The sequence below is a fragment of the Gemmatimonadota bacterium genome (assembly GCA_026705765.1).
Taxonomy (GTDB): domain Bacteria; phylum Latescibacterota; class UBA2968; order UBA2968; family UBA2968; genus VXRD01.
Window position 1 is genome coordinate 1 of record JAPPAB010000150.1, and the last position, 19053, is coordinate 19053.

At 50.4% G+C, this 19053-nt stretch carries 15 protein-coding genes; 2 read left to right on the forward strand and 13 right to left on the reverse strand.

The genetic code is table 11. The features are described from left to right. From OXH16_19340 to OXH16_19365, 6 genes are all read right to left on the reverse strand, one after another. A partial coding sequence (locus tag OXH16_19340) for a S49 family peptidase (GenBank protein MCY3683558.1) occupies window positions 1–639 on the reverse strand: 639 nt, incomplete at its 3' end. A 173-nt stretch (window positions 640–812) separates the two neighbouring features. Beyond that, window positions 813–1382 carry a DUF1854 domain-containing protein gene (locus tag OXH16_19345; protein ID MCY3683559.1) on the reverse strand — a complete coding sequence of 190 codons (570 nt, stop codon included), beginning with the start codon at window positions 1380–1382 and terminating at the stop codon, window positions 813–815. A 23-nt stretch (window positions 1383–1405) separates the two neighbouring features. Then, window positions 1406–3682, reverse strand: coding sequence for an ABC transporter ATP-binding protein (locus OXH16_19350; protein MCY3683560.1), 2277 nt, complete (start codon window positions 3680–3682; stop codon window positions 1406–1408). A 6-nt stretch (window positions 3683–3688) separates the two neighbouring features. Next, entirely contained in the window at window positions 3689–5917 is a 2229-nt protein-coding gene (locus tag OXH16_19355; GenBank protein MCY3683561.1) for an ABC transporter ATP-binding protein, read from the reverse strand. Between the two features lie 33 nt (window positions 5918–5950). Then, window positions 5951–6682 (reverse strand): 4'-phosphopantetheinyl transferase superfamily protein, encoded by a 732-nt coding sequence (locus tag OXH16_19360; GenBank protein MCY3683562.1) that lies wholly within the window; start codon window positions 6680–6682, stop codon window positions 5951–5953. Window positions 6683–6706: 24 nt separating this feature from the next. Then, window positions 6707–7918 carry a DUF362 domain-containing protein gene (locus tag OXH16_19365; protein ID MCY3683563.1) on the reverse strand — a complete coding sequence of 404 codons (1212 nt, stop codon included), beginning with the start codon at window positions 7916–7918 and terminating at the stop codon, window positions 6707–6709. Between the two features lie 147 nt (window positions 7919–8065). On the opposite strand from OXH16_19365, the gene OXH16_19370 reads away from it, so the two are divergent. Further along, window positions 8066–9766: an asparagine synthase-related protein gene (locus OXH16_19370; GenBank protein MCY3683564.1), complete on the forward strand. Its 1701-nt coding sequence runs from the start codon at window positions 8066–8068 to the stop codon at window positions 9764–9766. Between the two features lie 73 nt (window positions 9767–9839). Here OXH16_19370 and OXH16_19375 read toward each other — a convergent pair whose 3' ends face one another. The 7 genes from OXH16_19375 to OXH16_19405 form a co-directional block, all read right to left on the reverse strand. After that, window positions 9840–10136, reverse strand: a complete 297-nt coding sequence (locus OXH16_19375) for a HigA family addiction module antitoxin (protein MCY3683565.1) — start codon at window positions 10134–10136, stop codon at window positions 9840–9842. A 9-nt stretch (window positions 10137–10145) separates the two neighbouring features. Continuing rightward, a complete protein-coding gene (locus OXH16_19380) occupies window positions 10146–10427 on the reverse strand; it encodes a type II toxin-antitoxin system RelE/ParE family toxin (GenBank protein ID MCY3683566.1) in 282 nt (93 codons plus the stop codon). 56 nt (window positions 10428–10483) lie between these two features. Further along, window positions 10484–14359, reverse strand: coding sequence for a translocation/assembly module TamB (locus OXH16_19385; protein MCY3683567.1), 3876 nt, complete (start codon window positions 14357–14359; stop codon window positions 10484–10486). A gap of 95 nt (window positions 14360–14454) precedes the next feature. Beyond that, the gene (locus tag OXH16_19390) at window positions 14455–16227 is read right to left on the reverse strand and encodes a BamA/TamA family outer membrane protein (GenBank protein MCY3683568.1); all 1773 of its coding nucleotides are present in this window, start codon (window positions 16225–16227) and stop codon (window positions 14455–14457) included. Window positions 16228–16232: 5 nt separating this feature from the next. Continuing rightward, window positions 16233–17645, reverse strand: coding sequence for a pyruvate kinase (gene pyk / locus OXH16_19395; protein MCY3683569.1), 1413 nt, complete (start codon window positions 17643–17645; stop codon window positions 16233–16235). A 32-nt stretch (window positions 17646–17677) separates the two neighbouring features. Next, window positions 17678–17830: a hypothetical protein gene (locus tag OXH16_19400; GenBank protein MCY3683570.1), complete on the reverse strand. Its 153-nt coding sequence runs from the start codon at window positions 17828–17830 to the stop codon at window positions 17678–17680. A 157-nt stretch (window positions 17831–17987) separates the two neighbouring features. Next, entirely contained in the window at window positions 17988–18596 is a 609-nt protein-coding gene (locus OXH16_19405) for an NAD(P)H-dependent oxidoreductase (GenBank protein MCY3683571.1), read from the reverse strand. A gap of 103 nt (window positions 18597–18699) precedes the next feature. Here OXH16_19405 and OXH16_19410 point away from each other — a divergent pair, with 103 nt between their 5' ends. Next, window positions 18700–19023 (forward strand): putative addiction module antidote protein, encoded by a 324-nt coding sequence (locus OXH16_19410; GenBank protein ID MCY3683572.1) that lies wholly within the window; start codon window positions 18700–18702, stop codon window positions 19021–19023. Window positions 19024–19053 lie beyond the last annotated feature (30 nt).

Genomic DNA, 19053 nt, shown 5'->3' on the forward strand with positions numbered 1-19053 from the left:
GACCATCGACTTCAAAAGTACCTCACTCGCCTCGCGATGTGCGTCTGTAAATTCAGTTTCGGTAAATAGATTCATCGCATTTTTATACTCATACCGATGATCCATCTGGACGCCAATCCCGAGCGAATCCAGTGTCCCCTTGACAAAGGGATGCTCCATTGCCAGTCCCATCAAACCCACATCGCCCGAGGGCTGGAGATAGATATGCTCAAATGCCGTTGCCAGATAATATCCGACATTACCCGCCCCAAATTCGCCAAATGTCTCGGCAAAAATCGCGGTGGATTTTCCGCTTTTTCCAAACGCCAGAACCGCATCTCTTATTTCTTGTGCCTGTGCAAATCCCATCGGTGCGCCGCCCCCACGGGCCAGCAATCCCACAACGCGGTCATCCGAAGCCGCCGCGTCTAAAGCACCTACCACATCGCGCAGCGAACGCACCTCATCTGTAATCAACTTTGCAAACGGATCTTCTGGCACATACTCCGCAACCCCCTGCTCCAGGTTGATCTCCAAAATCACCTGATCGGGTACGGGATCTTCGCCAGATAGCAATACAACTGACAAGATGACCAGAACCACCAGTCCCACTGTAATCCCACCAATCCACGCCAAAATTCGACCTATTCTCCTGCGCATAAAATCCTCCTGCTAACCGGATTAAAATGACTTGTTGATATTCGATTGCAATAAGACGCGCAAATATCTCACTGTGTTTCGACAAGTTAGTGATTCAAGACTGACCATACAAGAAAAAAAGGGCATTTTTTCAAATGCCCTTTTGGATAATGACGCAAATAGAGGCCCTCACATCACACAACCGATTCCAACAGCCCCTGGCTGCGGCGGTCCAGTGCCCGTATATCGGGCACCTCAAAGCGATTGTTATCCACATCAAAAATCATCAGCCGCGTATCTCCCAGCCACTGCGCGTCTTCGGCGACGGACTTGGCGACAAAATCGCGCCTGCCCCTATCGGTATCAACAGTCCAGTACGTCACCCCGTATTCATTTTGCAATGCCACGATCTTCTGTATCTCAGCCGTCAAATACCGATTGTCCAGTTCTTCATACACCAGAGCGCGGCTCTCTTCAGGCAAATCAGCCAGATCCTTGATCATGCAGATCGCTTCGTCCTTGATATCCAGAATGCAAAAATAGCGATCTGGTTCCGTCAAAGGCGCTGCCCGCACCACTTTCACGCGGGTATAGGACCGATCCCCTTCAATCGTCATCCGCAAAATCCACTGCGGTTCCTTAAACAAGCGGATCTTACGCGGATCAACCGATTCAGGATGCACCATCTCAATCGGTACCGGCTTCCATTCCTCTGTATTTTCTACAATCTCTTCCGCTTCCATCTCCAGCATATCCGTAGCCATCGAAATCTCCGATCAGAATTACCCTATTCCAACTCTATTCCCACCGCAGTCATAAACATATCCAGTGTCGTCTCTTGCTGCGTCTTGACCAGGCGATAAAAAATGCCTTCTCTATCCATCAACTCCTGATGCGTACCAACTTCGGCGATATTGCCCTCATCCATAACCACGAGCCGATCCGCGCTGCGAAGGGTTGACAAACGGTGTGCAATGGCGAATGTCGTGCGCCCTTCAACCAGGCGGGCAATCGCCACCTGGATCTTCTTCTCGGTCGGCGTATCCAGCGAAGACGTAGCTTCATCGAGGATGAGAATCCGCGGATTGTGCAATATTGCTCGCGCGATAGATACCCGCTGTTTTTCGCCGCCTGAGAGACGCCCGCCACTTTCTCCTACTCGCATGTCATAACCATCGGGTTTTTTGACAATGAACTCGTGCGCTTCGGCTGCGATTGCGGCGCGCATCACCTCGTCAAAAGTCGCATCTGGTTTGCCATAGGCGATATTTTCGGCTATCGTGCCGTCAAACAAAAAGGGCTGCTGATGCACCATCCCAATTTGGGACCGCAAATCGCGCAAATTCACATCGGTCATCGGCACGCCATCCACCAGCAGTCGCCCGCGGTCGGGATCGTAGAACCGGCACACCAGATTGATCAGCGTTGACTTGCCAGCACCCGATTTGCCCACAAGTCCAATCATCTCCCCCGCATTTACTTCCAGATCAACTCCCTTGAGCACGGGCTTGCCGGGGTCATAACCAAAAAACACGGACTCGAACTTCAAACTGCCCTCGATTTTTGGCAACCGCACGGCATCGGGTTTCTGGTATGGTTCGGGTTCGGAATCGATCACCTCGAACACGCGCTGTGCACCGGCAAATGCCCGCAAAATATAACTGTAAAAATCGCCAAACCAGCGCAGCGGCTGGTACAGCATCCAGAGATAACTCATAAATGCGATTAACGTACCCAGTGTCAATTCACCGCCCAGAATCTGTCGTCCTCCAAAATACCACACAAAAAATACTCCCACGTTCATAAACAGATTTGTCACGGTCCAAAAAACAAACCAGGCCCGCTCGCCCCGGGTATCCACATCGCGAAGGTCTTCATTGTACTGGTCAAAACGCTCGCTCTCCTTCGCCTCCTGTGCAAATGCCTTCACAACGCGAATACCGTGAATCGACTCATTTAACTGCGCCGATAGCCTGCCCCACTTTCCCGACCACTGCGTCCAGAATGTCATAATGCGGTACCATATCCGCGTACCGGCGAACACAATCAGCGGAATAGGTGCTATCACAAACAGCGTGAGTTGCCAGTTCATCCACGCCAGAAAGCCCAGAATACCGACAAATAACAAACTGTTTGAAAACACAAAATAAAAATCATACGTCATGATCACTTCCATGCGGTCCGTATCATTATTCATACGGGACGTCAGGGCACCTACTTTTCGCCGATCGTAAAAGCGAATGGGCACCATCTGAAATGCGCGATAGAGATCTTCCCGCAAATCGCCGATAGCGCGCAAACCCAGTGACCGACTCAGTACAGCCATCACCACATCGACAACCCAGATTAGCAGCCGGATAATAATAAGACCTAAGATCAACAGTCCCAATCGATTAAGGCGATCCGTTGACTCAATTAACGGAATTGCAACTGCATCCCAACCCGCCGTCAAAACACCATCAATCACATATTCCGTAATTTTGGGCGGTAACAGCGTCAATAAAGCGCTGACAAAAGTGAGCACTATGGTTGTCACCAGGCGCACGGGATAAGCCGCCATATAACCCACGATACGCCTAAAAGTTTGCCACTTTTTTAAACACGCAGCACATACCCCATTTTTTTCGGGCAATCGCCTGCCACAATGCTCGCATTGCGTCTGCTCTAACTCTGTGGGCAGCGTTAGCGGCTCACTGTCCATCAACTGCCGAATCCCATCGGCCACTTCGGCAAACACAGCGGTAAGAGATGGCGAATAGGGCACATGAATCCCGGGTCCCGATTTGTGCGTTAACGCCAGGGTGCCCAACCCCACGCGCTCTTCCACTTTCACATCTTCCACATCGCCAATCGCCATCGACTGCGCGCCATCCACACCCGATTCGGGAATCACCAGCACCTGTTGATCGGTCACCACCACCCACTGCGAGTTGTAATTCAGGGACTCGTCCAGATCCGTCGCTACCTGCATCAGCACAGTCTCGCCATTGGTTGCCGCACTCAGCTTCTTTGCCACGGATGGCGGAAGTCTTTCGACCAATGGTTTTCCAGGTACATAATTCATATGAAGCTATTCCTTAATCGCAATAATCTGTGAAATCTCTTCTTGCATCTGCACCAATTTGTAAAACATGCCTTTCTTTTCGAGCAACTCGCGGTGCGTTCCCATTTCCACAATGCGCCCGGCATCCATCACCAGCAACCGGTCGGCATTGCGAAGGGTGGATAAGCGGTGGGCAATCGCAAAAGTGGTTCGCCCTTTGACCAACCGCGCAACCGCATCTTGAATGCGTTTTTCAGTTTGCACATCAACAGACGACGTGGCTTCGTCTAAGATCAAAATCCTGGGATCGTGTAAAATGGCCCGTGCAATGGACACGCGCTGTCGCTCACCCCCCGAAAGAGATGCGCCTCGCTCGCCGATAAGCGTATCATAGCCATCGGGCTTTGTCACGATAAAGTCGTGTGCATGGGCAGCCCTGGCCGCTTCCACAATCTCATCGAATGTCGCACCCGGCTTGCCATAGCCAATATTTTCTGCGATACTGCCCGAAAACAGAAATGGCTCTTGCAACACAATGCCAATTTGAGACCGCAAATCCTCCAGCCGAATATCGCGCAAATTCACCCCATCCACCTCAATACTGCCGCGGTCAACATCGTAGAACCGACAAATCAGATTGACCGTTGTCGTCTTGCCCACACCGGATTTTCCCACCAGCCCGATCATCTCCCCCGGTTTGACATCGAGATTGATTTCGTGCAGCACGGGCTTGCTCTTGTCGTATCCAAATGTAACGTCATCGAACTTCACGCGTCCTTCGATATTGGGCACCGGCACAGCATTGGGGTCTTGATACGCCTCGGAGGGGGTGTCGATAATCTCAAAAATGCGCTCTGCACCGGCCATTGCGCGCGTCATCCACGAATTGACCATCCCAAACCATTCCAGTGGACCGTAGAGCAACATCATATAACTGTAAAAAGCCATCAAAGTGCCGAGCGTCAACTCCCCATCGATCACCTCCAGCCCTCCGTAATACCACACAATAATCACGCCAGCCGCGGTCAACAGGGTCATCGTTTTGTAAAAAATGCCCCGGTTGACTTCTGTAGTAATGCCGATGCGCGTCAATTTGTCATTGCGCTTTTTGAAAACCCGAATTTCCTGCTTTTCCTGTGCAAATGCCTTCACCACGCGAATGCCCGTGAGCGCTTCATTGACCCGCGCCATAGTTTCAGACCAAGACTGCATCCAGCGGGTAAAATATTTCCGCATCCGCCGATAAAACGCATATCCCCAGATCATGATTAACGGAACTGGAATCAGCACCAGAATAGCCAGTGACCAACTCATCATAAACAGCGCGGCGAGTATCCCCAGCAACATCATCGCCTCGATCACCAGATAGGGTAATCCATCGACCAAAAACATCTGTAAACGACTGCTATCCGTCGTCACGCGAGACATCACTGCGCCAACTTGCCGCTTGTCGTAAAATTGCAGGGATAGCAATTCCAAACGCCTGTAAAGCTGGCTGCGGATATCTGCGGTCACCCGTGCGGAAAGCCACGTAACTGTCCAGCCGTGCGCCCATTCTGCTCCCCAGGTTATCAGCCGGATACCCACCAGAGCCAGCACGAGCCAGCCGAGCAAACTGAGCCGCTCGTCGTACAGCGCCTCTACGCCCTCGGGTAGCACCAGCACATCATCGACAATGAGCTTGGTCACATAAGGCGGAATCAATTCGGCAACCGTTCCCACAATAGATGCCAGGGCCAGCACAATCGCGCGTATTTTGTAGGGCTTCAAATACGATGCAATGCGTCCCAACGTTGCAAATTTGTTTAGACAGGCCGGGCATATCCCATTTTTTTCGGGCAATAGCCTACCGCACGATTCGCAGATTGTGCGATCCAAATTCGCATTGATAAAAAATTCTTGCCCCTTGCGCAGTTGCTCAATCCCCCGTGTGGTCTCTGAAAATTTTTGCGCCTGCGTCATGGAATACGGAACGTGAACGGTCGGCTTATTTTTTCGATGAATTTCCAGACGCGCACCGCCCACCAGAGCTTCGGTCCGCGCCAGTTCTATTTCCGAAATAGGAATATCTGCAATCGAGCCATTTTGCCGCACCAGCACGCGATTGCGCGTTACCACCACCCACTGATCCCCGAAGTCGCCTTTTTCATCCAGATCGGTCTGCACCCGGATAAGCTCATCTTCGCCTTCGGGCAAAGCGTGTCTCAACCAATTCAAACTGCCGTTTTGCTCATTGTCCAGTAAACGATCCATCATCTTGCTCCTGCATCGGGCGGTCATCCCCGCGTTTTAATCCACACCCTTATTCAGACAAAGATCGCGCAACAAGTGTTTCATTGTCTTCACCTCAACATCTTTTCCCGCAATCGCCACAGATCCGACATAACCCTGCGCGGGTTCGAGGTGTCGCAGTGTCCAATCCCCTACATTGCCTTTTTTTATCCACAACAATTGTGCCTTGCGTCCCAAACTGACTTCAAAATTTTTTAATGGCTGAACAAGACCGGTGCCCACAGCTTTTAGATATGCCTCTTTGCGCGTCCAGCAACAAAAAAAAGCCCGACGCTGTTCTTCTCGCGGCAATGCACACAACCGCTCGTATTCACCAGGGGCAAAAAAACGTTTCGCAATGTCTTGCATCTGGCCGACCTTGCGACTGATATGCTCAACATCAACCCCAATGTCATAGCGCAGAGAAACTGCGATAAGAGCCAGGCCAGCCGAATGGCTGAGATTGAATCGCAATTGGGATTTATCCCATGGGGACGCCAGAGTCGGTTTGCCGTGTTCGCCATAAAAAAAAGCCAGTTCATCTGGCTTGCACTGCATGTATTTGGCGAGAATTGCACGCAGACACCCACGTGCGGCAACAAAATGCGCCCGATGTTTTTCAAAGAGAAACCTGTCAGCGCGCATCCACTCATCTGCCGATAGCGTCTCGGCCAATATGTGACCATCAAATGTCTCGCGCTCTAAATCCACTGCCCAGACGTGGGCTGTATCAGTTTGCAAAATATCCATATCTCTTGCACTGTCTCAGCAGATTTACCCCGTCATTCTCAAACACGCCTCATAAGTCTCAAAGCGTTCGCCTTCGGCTTCTTCGGGATCGACCAACTTAAGCCACATCCCCTGATCCTTCTTTTTTCCGCTCAACTGCCTGCGGCTGCCCAAATTGGCGGGATCCGCACCGTGCCAGACCACATCGCCATCTTGTAAAAAGATAAATTCATTCCGATACCGGTCAACGATATCCCGCTGACGGTCTTGGTAAAGCAGTGCCTGCTCACAGGTGGTGCGACGCCAGCTTTCCACAATTTCTTCGCTATCTGTGCGCTCTGAATCAAACTCAGATAGGGGCGCAGATACCTCGCTCTCAAAATCAATCTCTCTCAGATTAACCGTACCAAAACCACGTCTATCGGCGATCAACAAATGGTTGCGGTCGCGTCGAAACGGCGGGTTGGGCCAATCAGATGCGGGATCGTGACCCATCAAATGGGCACCACAAGCATCGGTAGCGGTTACATGGTCACCGGCTAATAGCGCATTGCAAATACGCCCCTGCCCACCCCATTCTCTACCCCATTGCCCGGTTAGTGCATCCACAATATTCAGACAGGGTTGGGTGATCAATCCCAAATCGGGCAACACATAAGACAGGCGGATAAAGTGGTGATAATAGGATCTCACGCGGCCGTGTGGCAGCGTGATAGGAGGCAAGCCAAAGAGGTTTTTCATGCAAAGCGTAATCCCCATAAACAGATGATTTTTCATCTTTGCCACAGAAACCACCTCGGCCCCTTCAAAGCACGCGCTGAGTGTATAGCGATCAAACATACATCCACCCCCCGGCACATCATACTGTTTGAACGGCGGCGCGTTTGAATCGACAAATCCCACATCGTATTCTTTCAAAATATGTGCGTAATTAAAATCCTCACCCATAAGATGTTCGCGCGTATAGGGATTGGTATCCGTCGCAATAATTTCCGCACGGGTTCGTTCTCGCAACAAACGCAAAACAGCGCGGGCGACCATATCATCGACCAACTCGCGTCGCCGTCCCATGTAGTAAATAATGCGGTTGTGTAGCTTCATCATATTGAACTTGATCACAATCCGGTCGGCTTTCTCCAGCTTTTTCCACGACCGGTGCAATGGATCTGTAATGCGGCGCAATGTCTGGTATATTTCTTCCTCTGACGCCCGCCAATTGCAATGCGCTGCGCGAACCTTGTAATTCTTCTCTGCCATTCCGACCTCTGTAGTTAAATGCGATAATATTTAGGACTGTCTTATTGTACCTATAAAAGCGAAAAATGAAAAGTGAAATTATAAAGATTTTCTTATATTAATTGTATCTAATCCCGAATGAAGTGGTATTCAGACAGGCATTTTTTTATGCTCGCAGGATTCATATCCCAATCGCCTCTTACCCCCCGTGAACTCACCCACTCGCTCGCGCGCATGGCAGACAGTCTCGTCGTACACCAAAAAGCGCACCGTATTGTCTTTGCACCGCATATTGCGGGCGTTGCATTTGCGCCAGATTGGCGTACCACATCCCCAGTTTGCCAGACACAAACGGGACATATTGCCTGGGTTGATGGCGAATTTTTTAATCGCACCACGCTGACCCGCTCTGCTACCTCTGACCCCGAATTCTTGATTCAATCTATCACGAGTGAACGCGAACAATTGAACCGCATCGACGGCATTTTTTCCGGTGTGATTTGCGATACGCACAAAAATGAACTGCACATTATTACCGACCGCTATGGCCTGCGCCCGCTCTACTGGACGCGTCTGGGCAATCGCATTGCATGGGCTTCTCAGACCAAAGCCTTCCTCGTGCTTCCCGAATTTTCACCTGTGATTGATCCCATTTCCCGCGACCTGTTTTTCTCTACCGGACAATTGCCTTCTGATCACACCTGGCTCGAAGGCGTCGCGCCCGTGCCTCCTGCAACGCAAATGACATTTCGCATCTCAGATGGTAGCCTCACACAGCAGCGCTACTGGTCCTGGGAGGAAATTACTCCCCTTGCAGGACATCACGACCAACGCGAATTGGCACAGGAATTGGGCACACGCTTTCGCGCTGCCGTAGAACACAGAACCACAGGACGAACGGGTCTCGGCCTCAGCGGTGGCCTCGATTCGCGTGCGATCCTCGCCGCCATGTCTCATACGCCCAAAACTTTCACATTCGGTCACCCCGACAGCGCAGATGTTCGCATTGCTGCCCAGGCCGCATCCGTAAAAAACGCGCCACACGCGGTTCTCCCCATCCACAGTCAAAATTGGCTCTTACCGAGAATCTCCGGCGTGTGGTATGCCGATGGCGCGCTCGACCTGCTCCATATGCACGGTGCCGAACATCTCAGACAACAGAAAGAAGCCTGTGATATCTGCCTCAACGGCGCAGGTGGCGATGGATTGGCAGGGGCTGGCCATCTCTTTCATTCAAATGGACTCTCTGCGTACCTGAAAAACAAGCTACACATTCAGGCAGATCGCAACACGGCCCAACACCTCAAAACCGCATTTAACAAGGCGGGATCGGCACACGCTTTTTACATAGACTGGCGCATGCGCGGATTCACCATTCAAGGTCCCCGTCTGGGGCTTTTGCACGGCCTCGAATACCGCTTGCCATTCCTCGACAATCAGGTGCAGGAATTTCTCTATTCCATTCCCCTGCAACAAAAAGCCAACAATCGTCTCTACCGGCAAATGCTTCTCCAGACCTTTCCCAAATATTTTAAAAATATTCCCTATGAGTCCACGGGATTTCCCATATCTCATTCTTCCTGGACCGTCAAAATTCTGCGGAGACTCACAGGATTGCGCAATCGTCCCCCCCAGACCTTTGCCGATTACGCGAATTGGTTGCGCCAATCGCCGGGCAAAAATTTGTGCGACCATATACTCTACAACACATCTCATACCTCCAAACTCTGGCAACGTCACCTCTCAGGTGAAGACCATACTGTCATTCTGAGTCGCTATCTGACCTATCAACTCTATCTTATCCAACTCTTTGATGGCAAATACCGCACATCAGAAGAAGTGGCTGAACTATTGAAAATTACTGCATAAAAAAACTGCCATCCGAGATTTGTGGACGGCAGCTTTTTATTTTTTGCTGTCAATACTGTAGCGCATTACACAACTATACCAGTGCAAAAATCTTGACCTCTTTTTCTATTCGATCAGCCAGTGCCATTTTGGCTATCTCTATTTCATAATGTGTTTGAATACCTGTCCAAAATTCAACCGACATACCAAAATAACGAGCAAGTCGGAGTGCTATATCTGCACTAATACCCTTCTCTCCACAAACAATTTGGTTGATTCTCATTGCGGGAACGCAAATATCACGAGCAAGACGATCACAACTGATTTCCATCGGCTTTAAAAATTCTTCTTGTAAAATCTCACCCGGATGAATTGGGGGCCTATCTCTCATAATAGCACCTCAATGATAATCGACGATTTCAACAGCATAAACACCATCCTCATTCCATTCAAAACAAATTCGCCACTGATCATTTATGCGAATACTGTGCTGTCCCCTTCGATTGCCTTTCAAAGCCTCTAAACGATTAGATGGTGGTACACGCAAATCGTTTAAATTTGTCGATTGGTGAAGTAAAATCAATTTGCGTTCAGCAATGTGCTGAATATTCTGTGGCAATTTTTTGGAAAAACGACCCTTAAATATTTTTTCAGCCTCTTTATCCTTAAATATCCTGATCATCTAAAAAATTAACCTTACAGGATAATATTGTCAACCGTTGTTATTTCGTTTTTTCATCACCACTCTTTCTCCCAGAACAACCCTACCGATCCTCGCCTACGTCGATTATTCGTATCTACATTCACCTCTTCTATCTGACTCGCCTCCACTATCACTTCTGGGAAGATCTCAAACTCCATCGCCGCTTCATAAGCCGTGCTCGAAATATCCTTTGCATAACTCATAAACAACCTGTCTCCAATATACTTGCCCAATCTAATCCTGGAGATATTGCCCTCACCAACATCGATCTCCACCAGATCCAGATGCAATTTTTGCCCAATGTGTTGCCCCAGGCGATTTGCAACAAACCCCGCAAACAGATCCAGCGTGTGTCCGCCGGAAAACTGAAATTGATCAGCGGGTCTGCCTGTCAACAGCAGAGATGCAATATTCCCCATATCCCCCTCCAATGACGGATCGCTGCTGTCAAACGAAATCTGGGGATACGTCAATGTTCCCCCCACTGTGACAATAATATCAACAGGCTTTGGCCTCTCGCCCTCTATACTCACAGCACGCACACTCGTCTCGGCGCGAATATCCAGATCGGGATTCCAATCTGGCCTGCCCTGAAATTGAATTTCGCCTCGCGTAATACGCAAGCGGTTGTTTTGCCAGATGTAATTGCCCCGACGACTCGATATCATACCGTAAATACGCGAATCTTCGCGATTTTTTATCACATCCAAATCGCCCTCAATTTCAACCTCAAAGGCCGGATCTCGCAACCACACCTGTCTGTCAGCAGACACTTGCAGGTTTATTTCTGGATCCCTCAGAAATGTCGGCATTTCCGGGCTCGGTTCCTCGAACAATTCCGTCAAGCGAATCTCTGCCTGTTTCGTCGCCAGGCTCGGTACTCCGAGCAATTCTGCCAGGCGAATCTCCGCCTGTTTCATCGCCATTTTACCCTCAACTTTGATGCCCTGCAGCGTTCCCGTGATCTGCAATTGACCATCTGTCACGAGTTGTAGTTCGGGCAGGGCAACCGGTTCAAAATCGCGAAATTGCGCAGACAAATCCCATCTGCCCGGCAAAAAACCCTCAAGCATTATGTCGCCGGCAAGATTCGCCGAAGTTCCCATCGCAAGGCTGTCAATTCGAATCTTTCCATCTCCAACCACAGCACGACCAGAAACAGACGCGAAAGATCGATTCAGCCCGGGCATGTCAAACACCCCATCTCGGATTTCAACTACCCCCCGAATATCCGGTTGCTCAAAACGACCACGCGCCTCGAGATCGAATAAGACCATCCCTGTAAGTCCCTCAGACACATCGAAATACGCATTTGGAACTGTGCCTAATGTCAATCTCTCGGATCGTTTGACCCCCTTTGCGTTCGAATGTGTTCTGATCGCGACCCCCTCAGACCAGGCGCGCAAGTGCATATCACCTGTACCTGTAACAGGAAGGCTACCAAACAGTGCCAGCACCTCATCTCCATCGGGTACGACTTTCACCTCAAAGTGTATCCTGTCATTGCCCAGAGACACCTCCCCTGCGGCACTATCGAATCCCACACCCGATATTTCGCCTTTTGCAAGAGCGAATTGAAAAAAAATAAGAGGATCGCTCAATGTGCCAGCAAAAAGCACTTCGCCATTGAGGATACCCCCCATCCCTGAAGCACCCGCCAGAAAGGCCCAGAGGCGCAAGTCCAGATCTTTTAACAACACTTCTACCGTCGCCTGAAAGTCCTGTTGATCCTGCGCGACCAAACGCCCCGCTGGCCCCGATAGCACAAAATGTCCGATATGAATGCCGTGAGCTGGCGAATACGCAAACTGAACAGGTCCCTCATTATGCAAAACCACCTGATCGACCTTAACGTACAGCGAATCCATCGCCACCTGCAAATGCTCTTCCTTTTGCCCTGCGCGCCCCTGAAAAAGGACCCGATCATCTACTTGCGCACCACTGTCCAACAAAAATGATGTTTCGCCATGTGCGTACACCGCCTCAAAAAATACCTCCTGCAATGAGCGTCCACCCCAGGTCAGACGACCCACTTGCAGGTTAACAACTCCCGAATCGGGCCGCGCCCACTGCGTCTCTATCGTAAGATTTTGTAGTGGAATATCCGCCACAACAAGACTATCTGCGTTACCTCGCGCAGAAAAACCGGGCGCATCCAGCGTTCCCGACCATGTGCCCGATAGAGCCAACGTCCCCGATAAATCTATATCGATTACCTCGCCTATCGCCTCTAAATCCCGTACATCCATCATCCATTGACCTTCCAAATGCCGATCAATATACCCCTGAGTGGAAAACACCCCACCCGTGCCCGACAGATTAGCGCGAATATCAGACCTCCCCTCAGCATTGACCAATGCAGAAATGCACAAACTATCTGCCGCGGCATTGTCCACGATATTTCCTGTCAATTCAACCGTCAAGTCTCCACCAGCGATGCCATCCACATTTCCTGCAAGCGTCAGCGATGTACCCCATCTACTTGTGCCCGTCAAACTGGACAATGCGACCTCTGCCTGGATATTCCCCGCAATAGCTGGCTTTTCTCCTTCAAAATGCAACCGTCCATTTCCGTTGGCGCGCGTCCCCCAATTTTGAAAATATGTCTCAAAATGATCGATAAAAAGCCGTTGATCAATATATCGCGCACCATCAATACGCCCCGTCACGCGCCCGACTTTTTGGGATACACCGGGTAAATGTTCAGCATATAGATCGCGGAATCGCATTTCCCATTTGCCATCCCAGGTGGTCAACCGCGCTTCCCCATTGCCCACTATATTGCCACTTGGCCCATTAGCAGTGACCTGTGTTCGCACCAAGTCATTCGCCAAATTGATGGCAAAACGCACGGAATCGAATCGCGCATCCCCAAACTGCACGCGTCGAAAAATACCCCCAGCAACGGCATTTTCTACACCAGAGGAATCCACCGCGAAAGTAATCATCCCATCCAGACTTGTACTGATACGGGGTAAATCAGCGTCAAATCCCGTGTATCCCAACGAAATAAGGTCATCCGTATCGATCTCAAAAATTACCTCTCCACGCACTGTGAACGGCGCAATTCCCATGACACCATTAAACGCAATTGAAACTTCTTCATCTTTTACAACCAATTCTGTAACAAGAGATTGCAGACTACCTTTCACGTTTCCGCGCATCTGCATATCGCGTTCTGGAAGATCGACCAGAAGCCTGAGATCTCCCAGCCATAGAGAATCGGCTTCCACAACGAGATCCACCTCGGGATCATCCAGTTGTCGCACCGATCCGCTCAATAAAATACGAGAGCCATGAGTGTGCAACGCCACATCGTTCAGTTGCAAGTGATCACTCTGTAAAATAGCAATACCAGATAGATTGGTCACTTCCAGCGGCGGATCGAACTGCACCGAACGAAAACGCTCCAGGATCAAACGATACTCAGATTCTCCCGCAAAAATAGCACCCTTTAGCGAGATATCGCGCACCTGTGTACCATCAACTACGACATTGGCATCCGCAATCTCCAGTGACTCGATATCTAAATCCAGAGGTGGCGGAACATCCCACCCCGGCGCCTCGGTCTCTTCGTCAGAAGCATCAATACTCACCTCAATCCCCGACAACCTCAGTTGATGAACTACAACTTTCCCAATTAGCAGACCCAAAAAATTGTATGCCACATCGAGCGTATCCACACGCACCCAATCTCCGAACTGCACATCCACGATGCGACAATTCCCCAGCGGATTCCCCTGAATCTCACCAATTAAACAGACCTCATCCTCTTCCCAGGACAGGGCGCGTTGCGCCAACCCGCGCAAAATACCATTGGCATAGCCACCCGCGACCAGCATTGCTCCCACGGCCAGCACAATGCCCACGCTGGCCAGGATCCAGATTATTGATTTCGCTCGCCTGCTCATTTCAAATCGTCTCTATTCTATACTTTCAGAGCGGGTACATGGCTCCCCACTCGTTAGCTTCTCTCTTTGTCTCTCATCTGAGTCCATCTGCGGATTCAAAATGCCTGTCCCAAACTCACATGATACTGCACGCGGTTCCCTGCCGTCATGTCTTCTGACAGACGGTATCCCACATCAAATCTCACGGGACCAACCGGACTTAAATATCGAAGTCCCGCGCCCACAGCATACTTAAGCGCCCCGGGATTAAACGCCCCCGATTTCGCATCGACATTGCCCACATCCACAAAAATAGCTGTACCCAATAAAAAAAATATCTGCGTTCTAATTTCCATACTCATCTCCACACGGCTCAAACCGCCCGTTGGCTCGCCCTGATGGTCTTTGGGACCCAATTCATTCAACCCCCACCCGCGTATGCTATTGAGGCCCCCTGCAAAAAACCGCTCGACATTCGGCACGCTACCCGCCTTGCCCAGTTCAAAAATCACGCCGCCCTGCACGCGCAGTGCCAGCACACTTCGCAAGGGGATGCGGCGAAACCACCGCCCCTCTGCCGTTGCCTGCAAAAACTCGCCATCAGCCCTGAAAAATTGCCCGCGTTCACGCACAGCGAATTGTGCAAGCATACCCGATTGCGGGTCAAAAATATCGTTGCGCGTATCCATAAGCAAACCGACCTTCATCTCGACAAACGCGCTATCGGCCGAAAAATCAACCACACCACCGCTGAACTGAGTGATCAAATCAGCTGCCGTTGTAAGATTTCTCTCAAGAGATACATTTCCCCCTAACTCGTCCTGTATAAAAGCTGCCTGTCGTTCTCGCTGTACAAACCCACCGATATTCAACCAATTGCGACTGCCCCTAAAATGCGCCTGTCGCAGGCCGATAACCGCTTCCCTATTCTTTCCAGAAACGCGCCCAGACAGCTTGAACTGCCGGAAATCTCCTCCAAAATTGCGATGCGTCCAGGCACTTGAACCCCACAAATCTTCATCCGTGTCGTACCCCGCGCCTATGCGCAACGTGCGAAAGGGACGTTCGGACACGCGCAAAGTTACATCCACTCGATTGCCGCGCGCTATGCTATCTGCCAATCCCAAAGCCACAGACCGAAACACGCCCGCACGATAGAGCAGGTACTGGCTGTTTTGCAATGCCTCTTCGCTAAATTGATCGCCCGGCTTAAATGTGAGACCGCGCAAGATGGTATTTTCCGCCATGGCCTTATGCCCCGATATTTGCACAACGCCCACGCTGCATACAGGACCAGGTGCAAGTTTTAGAACGAGTTCGACTTGTTGCCCTACAGTCGTCGTCTCGACCTCGGCTCGCGCAAACGCATAGCCCTTATTCCGCAATCTGCTTACAACCTGCGACACTCTCCTATCTACGAGGTCGCGCGATAGTGGTTTGCCCCCGAGCTTTCCGAAAGCATTCTCACGATCTTCACCGCCAATGACCGACGTCCTGGAAATCCGCATCAAAGGTCCCTCTGCAATATGTATCTCCAGTCCAATCTCATCTGCGCTAAGCTGCTCAATAGTCGAATGCACTGCGACCTCCACATATCCCCGATCGCGGTAATACGATCGCAATTTTTCCAGATCAGAGACAAGTACCAAAGGATCGAATCGGCGCGCCTGGACCCAGGGAAGAAAATCGTACCACGGTGAAGTACGTGTGACCATCAGCACCTTTAGTTCACTCCCCCAAACCGCCCGGTTACCCGAAATGTGCAACCATCTCACAATGGGGTCATCAGATGGGATTTCCCCATGGACTGGCACAACGACTATTAGAGCGGCCAGTATAAAACAGGTCCTCAATTTGAGGACCTTATTTTCTATCAGTTTTTCACCCATGAGATCTATATTTCTCCAACCCGATGCAATTTCAGCAAATTGGTCTCGGCTCGCGCCGTGATGGGCGCACCAGCCAGAATCACCAGTGTATCACCAAAACGCACATTGCCCTCAGAGAGCAACCGCGCTTCAACTTCGGCAACCATGCGATCCGTATCGTCAATCAGCGTAATTTGACGGGGTTCAACGCCCCAGCACAAGCACAACCGCCGACATATCCGCGCGCTGGGCGTAAACGCAATAATCGGCGTACGCGGTCTGCGCTTTGAAATCAGACGCGCTGTAGATCCCGATTGGGTAAATGCGACAATGGCTTTGGGAGACACCGCCGTCGATACCGCGGCGGCGGCTTGTCCAATCGCATCGGGAAAAGAGAGCGAATCCAGATTCAATATTGGTGGCGCCAGTTCCACACTCGCTTCTGCCTTTTCAACAATCCGCGCCATCATTTGCACAGTTTGAACGGGATATTTGCCAATTGCAGTCTCGCCAGACAGCATGACCGCATCGGTGCCATCGAAAATCGCATTGGCCACATCTGATGCCTCAGCGCGCGTGGGCCGCGGGTGATCGGTCATTGACTCCAGCATCTGCGTAGCCGTAATCACGAATACCCCTGCGCGGTTGGCCGCCGAAATCACGCGTTTCTGGATCACCGGCACATCTTCAGGTGATAATTCCACGCCCAGGTCGCCCCGAGCAACCATTACGCCATCGGCAACATCGAGAATATCTTCGAGGTGATCGACAGCTTCGGCGCGTTCCAGCTTTGCAATAACCGGGATCTCTTTCTCTGCCCGTTCAATAATATGTTGAACCTCTCGCACATCGTCGGGTTCCCGCACAAAAGACAGGGCAATATAATCCACGCCCAATTCGATACCCAGGTCCAGGTCCTCTCGATCTTTGGTTGTCAGAGAAGGCGCACTGACCTGTACCCCGGGCAAATTGATACCCTTATTGGATTTTAATAGCCCACCCACCACAACCTCACACACGACATCCGAGCGATAGACTTCGCGTACCAGCAACTCAATATGCCCGTCATCAAGCAAAATGCGATCCGCGGGCCTCACGTCTCGGGGTAATCTCGCATAAGTTGTCGATACACACTCGGCATCGCCCGGAACTTCGCGGGTCGTCACCGTCAGCCTGCTGCCTTCCTTCAACTCAACCGGATCCTCTGCGAGTCTCCCCACCCGCATTTTCGGACCTTGCAAATCCTGCAAAATGGCAACACTGCGCTGCATGGTATCCGCAATTTGCCGAATGCGCCCAACATTCTCCGCATGTTCATCTCGCGTGCCGTGTGAAAAATTGAGCCGAAAAACATCCACCCCCGCCCCGATCAATTGCTCTATCACGCGCTCCGATGAACTCGCAGGACCCAGTGTACTCACAATTTTCGCTCTGCGCATTGTTTATGCCTTTTCGTTTTTCGTCCGATGCATTAAAGCCCCTGGAGCGTTCCCTTCTCTTTCTCTTTCATAGCGTCAGCAATTAAAAAATTCAATTTCCCCGATTTCGAGTCCGTCTCAATCTGTTTGTCCCATTTGTCCCAATTCTTTTTATTTTCCGACTTGATTGCTGCTATATTTGACACAGATCACCTCCTCTATTTTCCCAATAATACGACGCTCAGCCAAACACATCAAATGTTTTTCAAAAAAAACAGTTTAGCAAAAATAAAAAATCCCCACAAAATCAATTGAACTTGTGGGGCTAAATATCTGGTGGACAACAATATATATGGAATACTTTCAGCAAAACTCCTTTCCTAACTGATAAGCCTTTGCGAGATTCTCCTGCCTTATACTCTCTCCACCTTCTACCATACCTCCCAACACAACCATATCTGTCTGTGCCACACCTATTTCAGGACGAAGGCGATCATTGAGATAAATACACCGCATACTCTCTAAAATGCCGGTTCCTTCAAGATGTTCGCAGGTATGACCCGCAGTACACAAGACCAACGCCCTATCAATCTCGAGTCCAGGTATCGCATATTCCTCGTTCTCATACACATACGTATATCCACAGATCCACACTCGATCAAACCACCCCTTCAATTTTGCCGGACAATCACTCCACCAATTTGGAAAAATGAACACCAGTCCATCAGCCTTCTCAATCTTTGCGTGTTCGGCTTGCACATCAGATGGAACGGGCAAATCCGGACGATTGCCATACACATTCATCTCCCGGTTGTATTCGTCCAGACTCATATCAGTCCTGAAATCCATTTCGTACAAATCACCTATTTGATATGAGTGGCCCCCATCCTCCAACCCACGACAGAACCCTACCAGCACATCACCCGTAAAAGATCGCCTACTCGGATGAGCGAATACGATATAAACATGCATGCTGTTTTTCCTGCTGTTTTTAGTTTACTTTTTGTAGCGTGTACGCTACCTTCCGAAATTAAACGCGCCAAAGCATATTGGCAGGATTTGAGGAGCCGCAGCCATGACTAAAAAACAGGTTTTGAAACACACAATCAGTTATGAAGATGGACTGATAAAAGCTCTCAAAGACCCCGAAGAAGCGCGGGCTTACCTGGAAGTCGCTCTGGATGAGTGCGAAGCAAGCAGTGAGGCTGATGGGCTGTTATTGGCCTTGCGCGATGTCGCCCAGGCACAAGGAGGAATTGGTGCATTGGCAAAGCGCGCCGGACTGAACCGCGAACATCTCTACCGCGTGCTTTCGAGTCGCAGCAAACCGAAACTCGACAATCTGATGGCTATTATTTCTGCTCTGGGATTTCGGGATAGCGTCCTTAAATTTCTGTAAAATTAAAAAAGTCACCGTAGCTCCGAGAAA

Excerpts from the sequence above, each read along its gene's own strand:
- OXH16_19405 (MCY3683571.1), bottom strand. The coding sequence starts at position 18,596 with ATGCATGTTTATATCGTATTCGCTCATCCGAGTAGGCGATCTTTTACG.
- OXH16_19365 (MCY3683563.1), bottom strand. The coding sequence starts at position 7,918 with ATGGCAGAGAAGAATTACAAGGTTCGCGCAGCGCATTGCAATTGGCGG.
- OXH16_19390 (MCY3683568.1), bottom strand. The coding sequence starts at position 16,227 with ATGGGTGAAAAACTGATAGAAAATAAGGTCCTCAAATTGAGGACCTGT.
- OXH16_19385 (MCY3683567.1), bottom strand. The coding sequence starts at position 14,359 with ATGAGCAGGCGAGCGAAATCAATAATCTGGATCCTGGCCAGCGTGGGC.
- OXH16_19345 (MCY3683559.1), bottom strand. The coding sequence starts at position 1,382 with ATGGCTACGGATATGCTGGAGATGGAAGCGGAAGAGATTGTAGAAAAT.
- OXH16_19355 (MCY3683561.1), bottom strand. The coding sequence starts at position 5,917 with ATGATGGATCGTTTACTGGACAATGAGCAAAACGGCAGTTTGAATTGG.
- OXH16_19350 (MCY3683560.1), bottom strand. The coding sequence starts at position 3,682 with ATGAATTATGTACCTGGAAAACCATTGGTCGAAAGACTTCCGCCATCC.
- OXH16_19375 (MCY3683565.1), bottom strand. The coding sequence starts at position 10,136 with ATGAGAGATAGGCCCCCAATTCATCCGGGTGAGATTTTACAAGAAGAA.
- OXH16_19410 (MCY3683572.1), top strand. The coding sequence starts at position 18,700 with ATGACTAAAAAACAGGTTTTGAAACACACAATCAGTTATGAAGATGGA.
- pyk (MCY3683569.1), bottom strand. The coding sequence starts at position 17,645 with ATGCGCAGAGCGAAAATTGTGAGTACACTGGGTCCTGCGAGTTCATCG.
- OXH16_19370 (MCY3683564.1), top strand. The coding sequence starts at position 8,066 with ATGCTCGCAGGATTCATATCCCAATCGCCTCTTACCCCCCGTGAACTC.
- OXH16_19360 (MCY3683562.1), bottom strand. The coding sequence starts at position 6,682 with ATGGATATTTTGCAAACTGATACAGCCCACGTCTGGGCAGTGGATTTA.
- OXH16_19380 (MCY3683566.1), bottom strand. The coding sequence starts at position 10,427 with ATGATCAGGATATTTAAGGATAAAGAGGCTGAAAAAATATTTAAGGGT.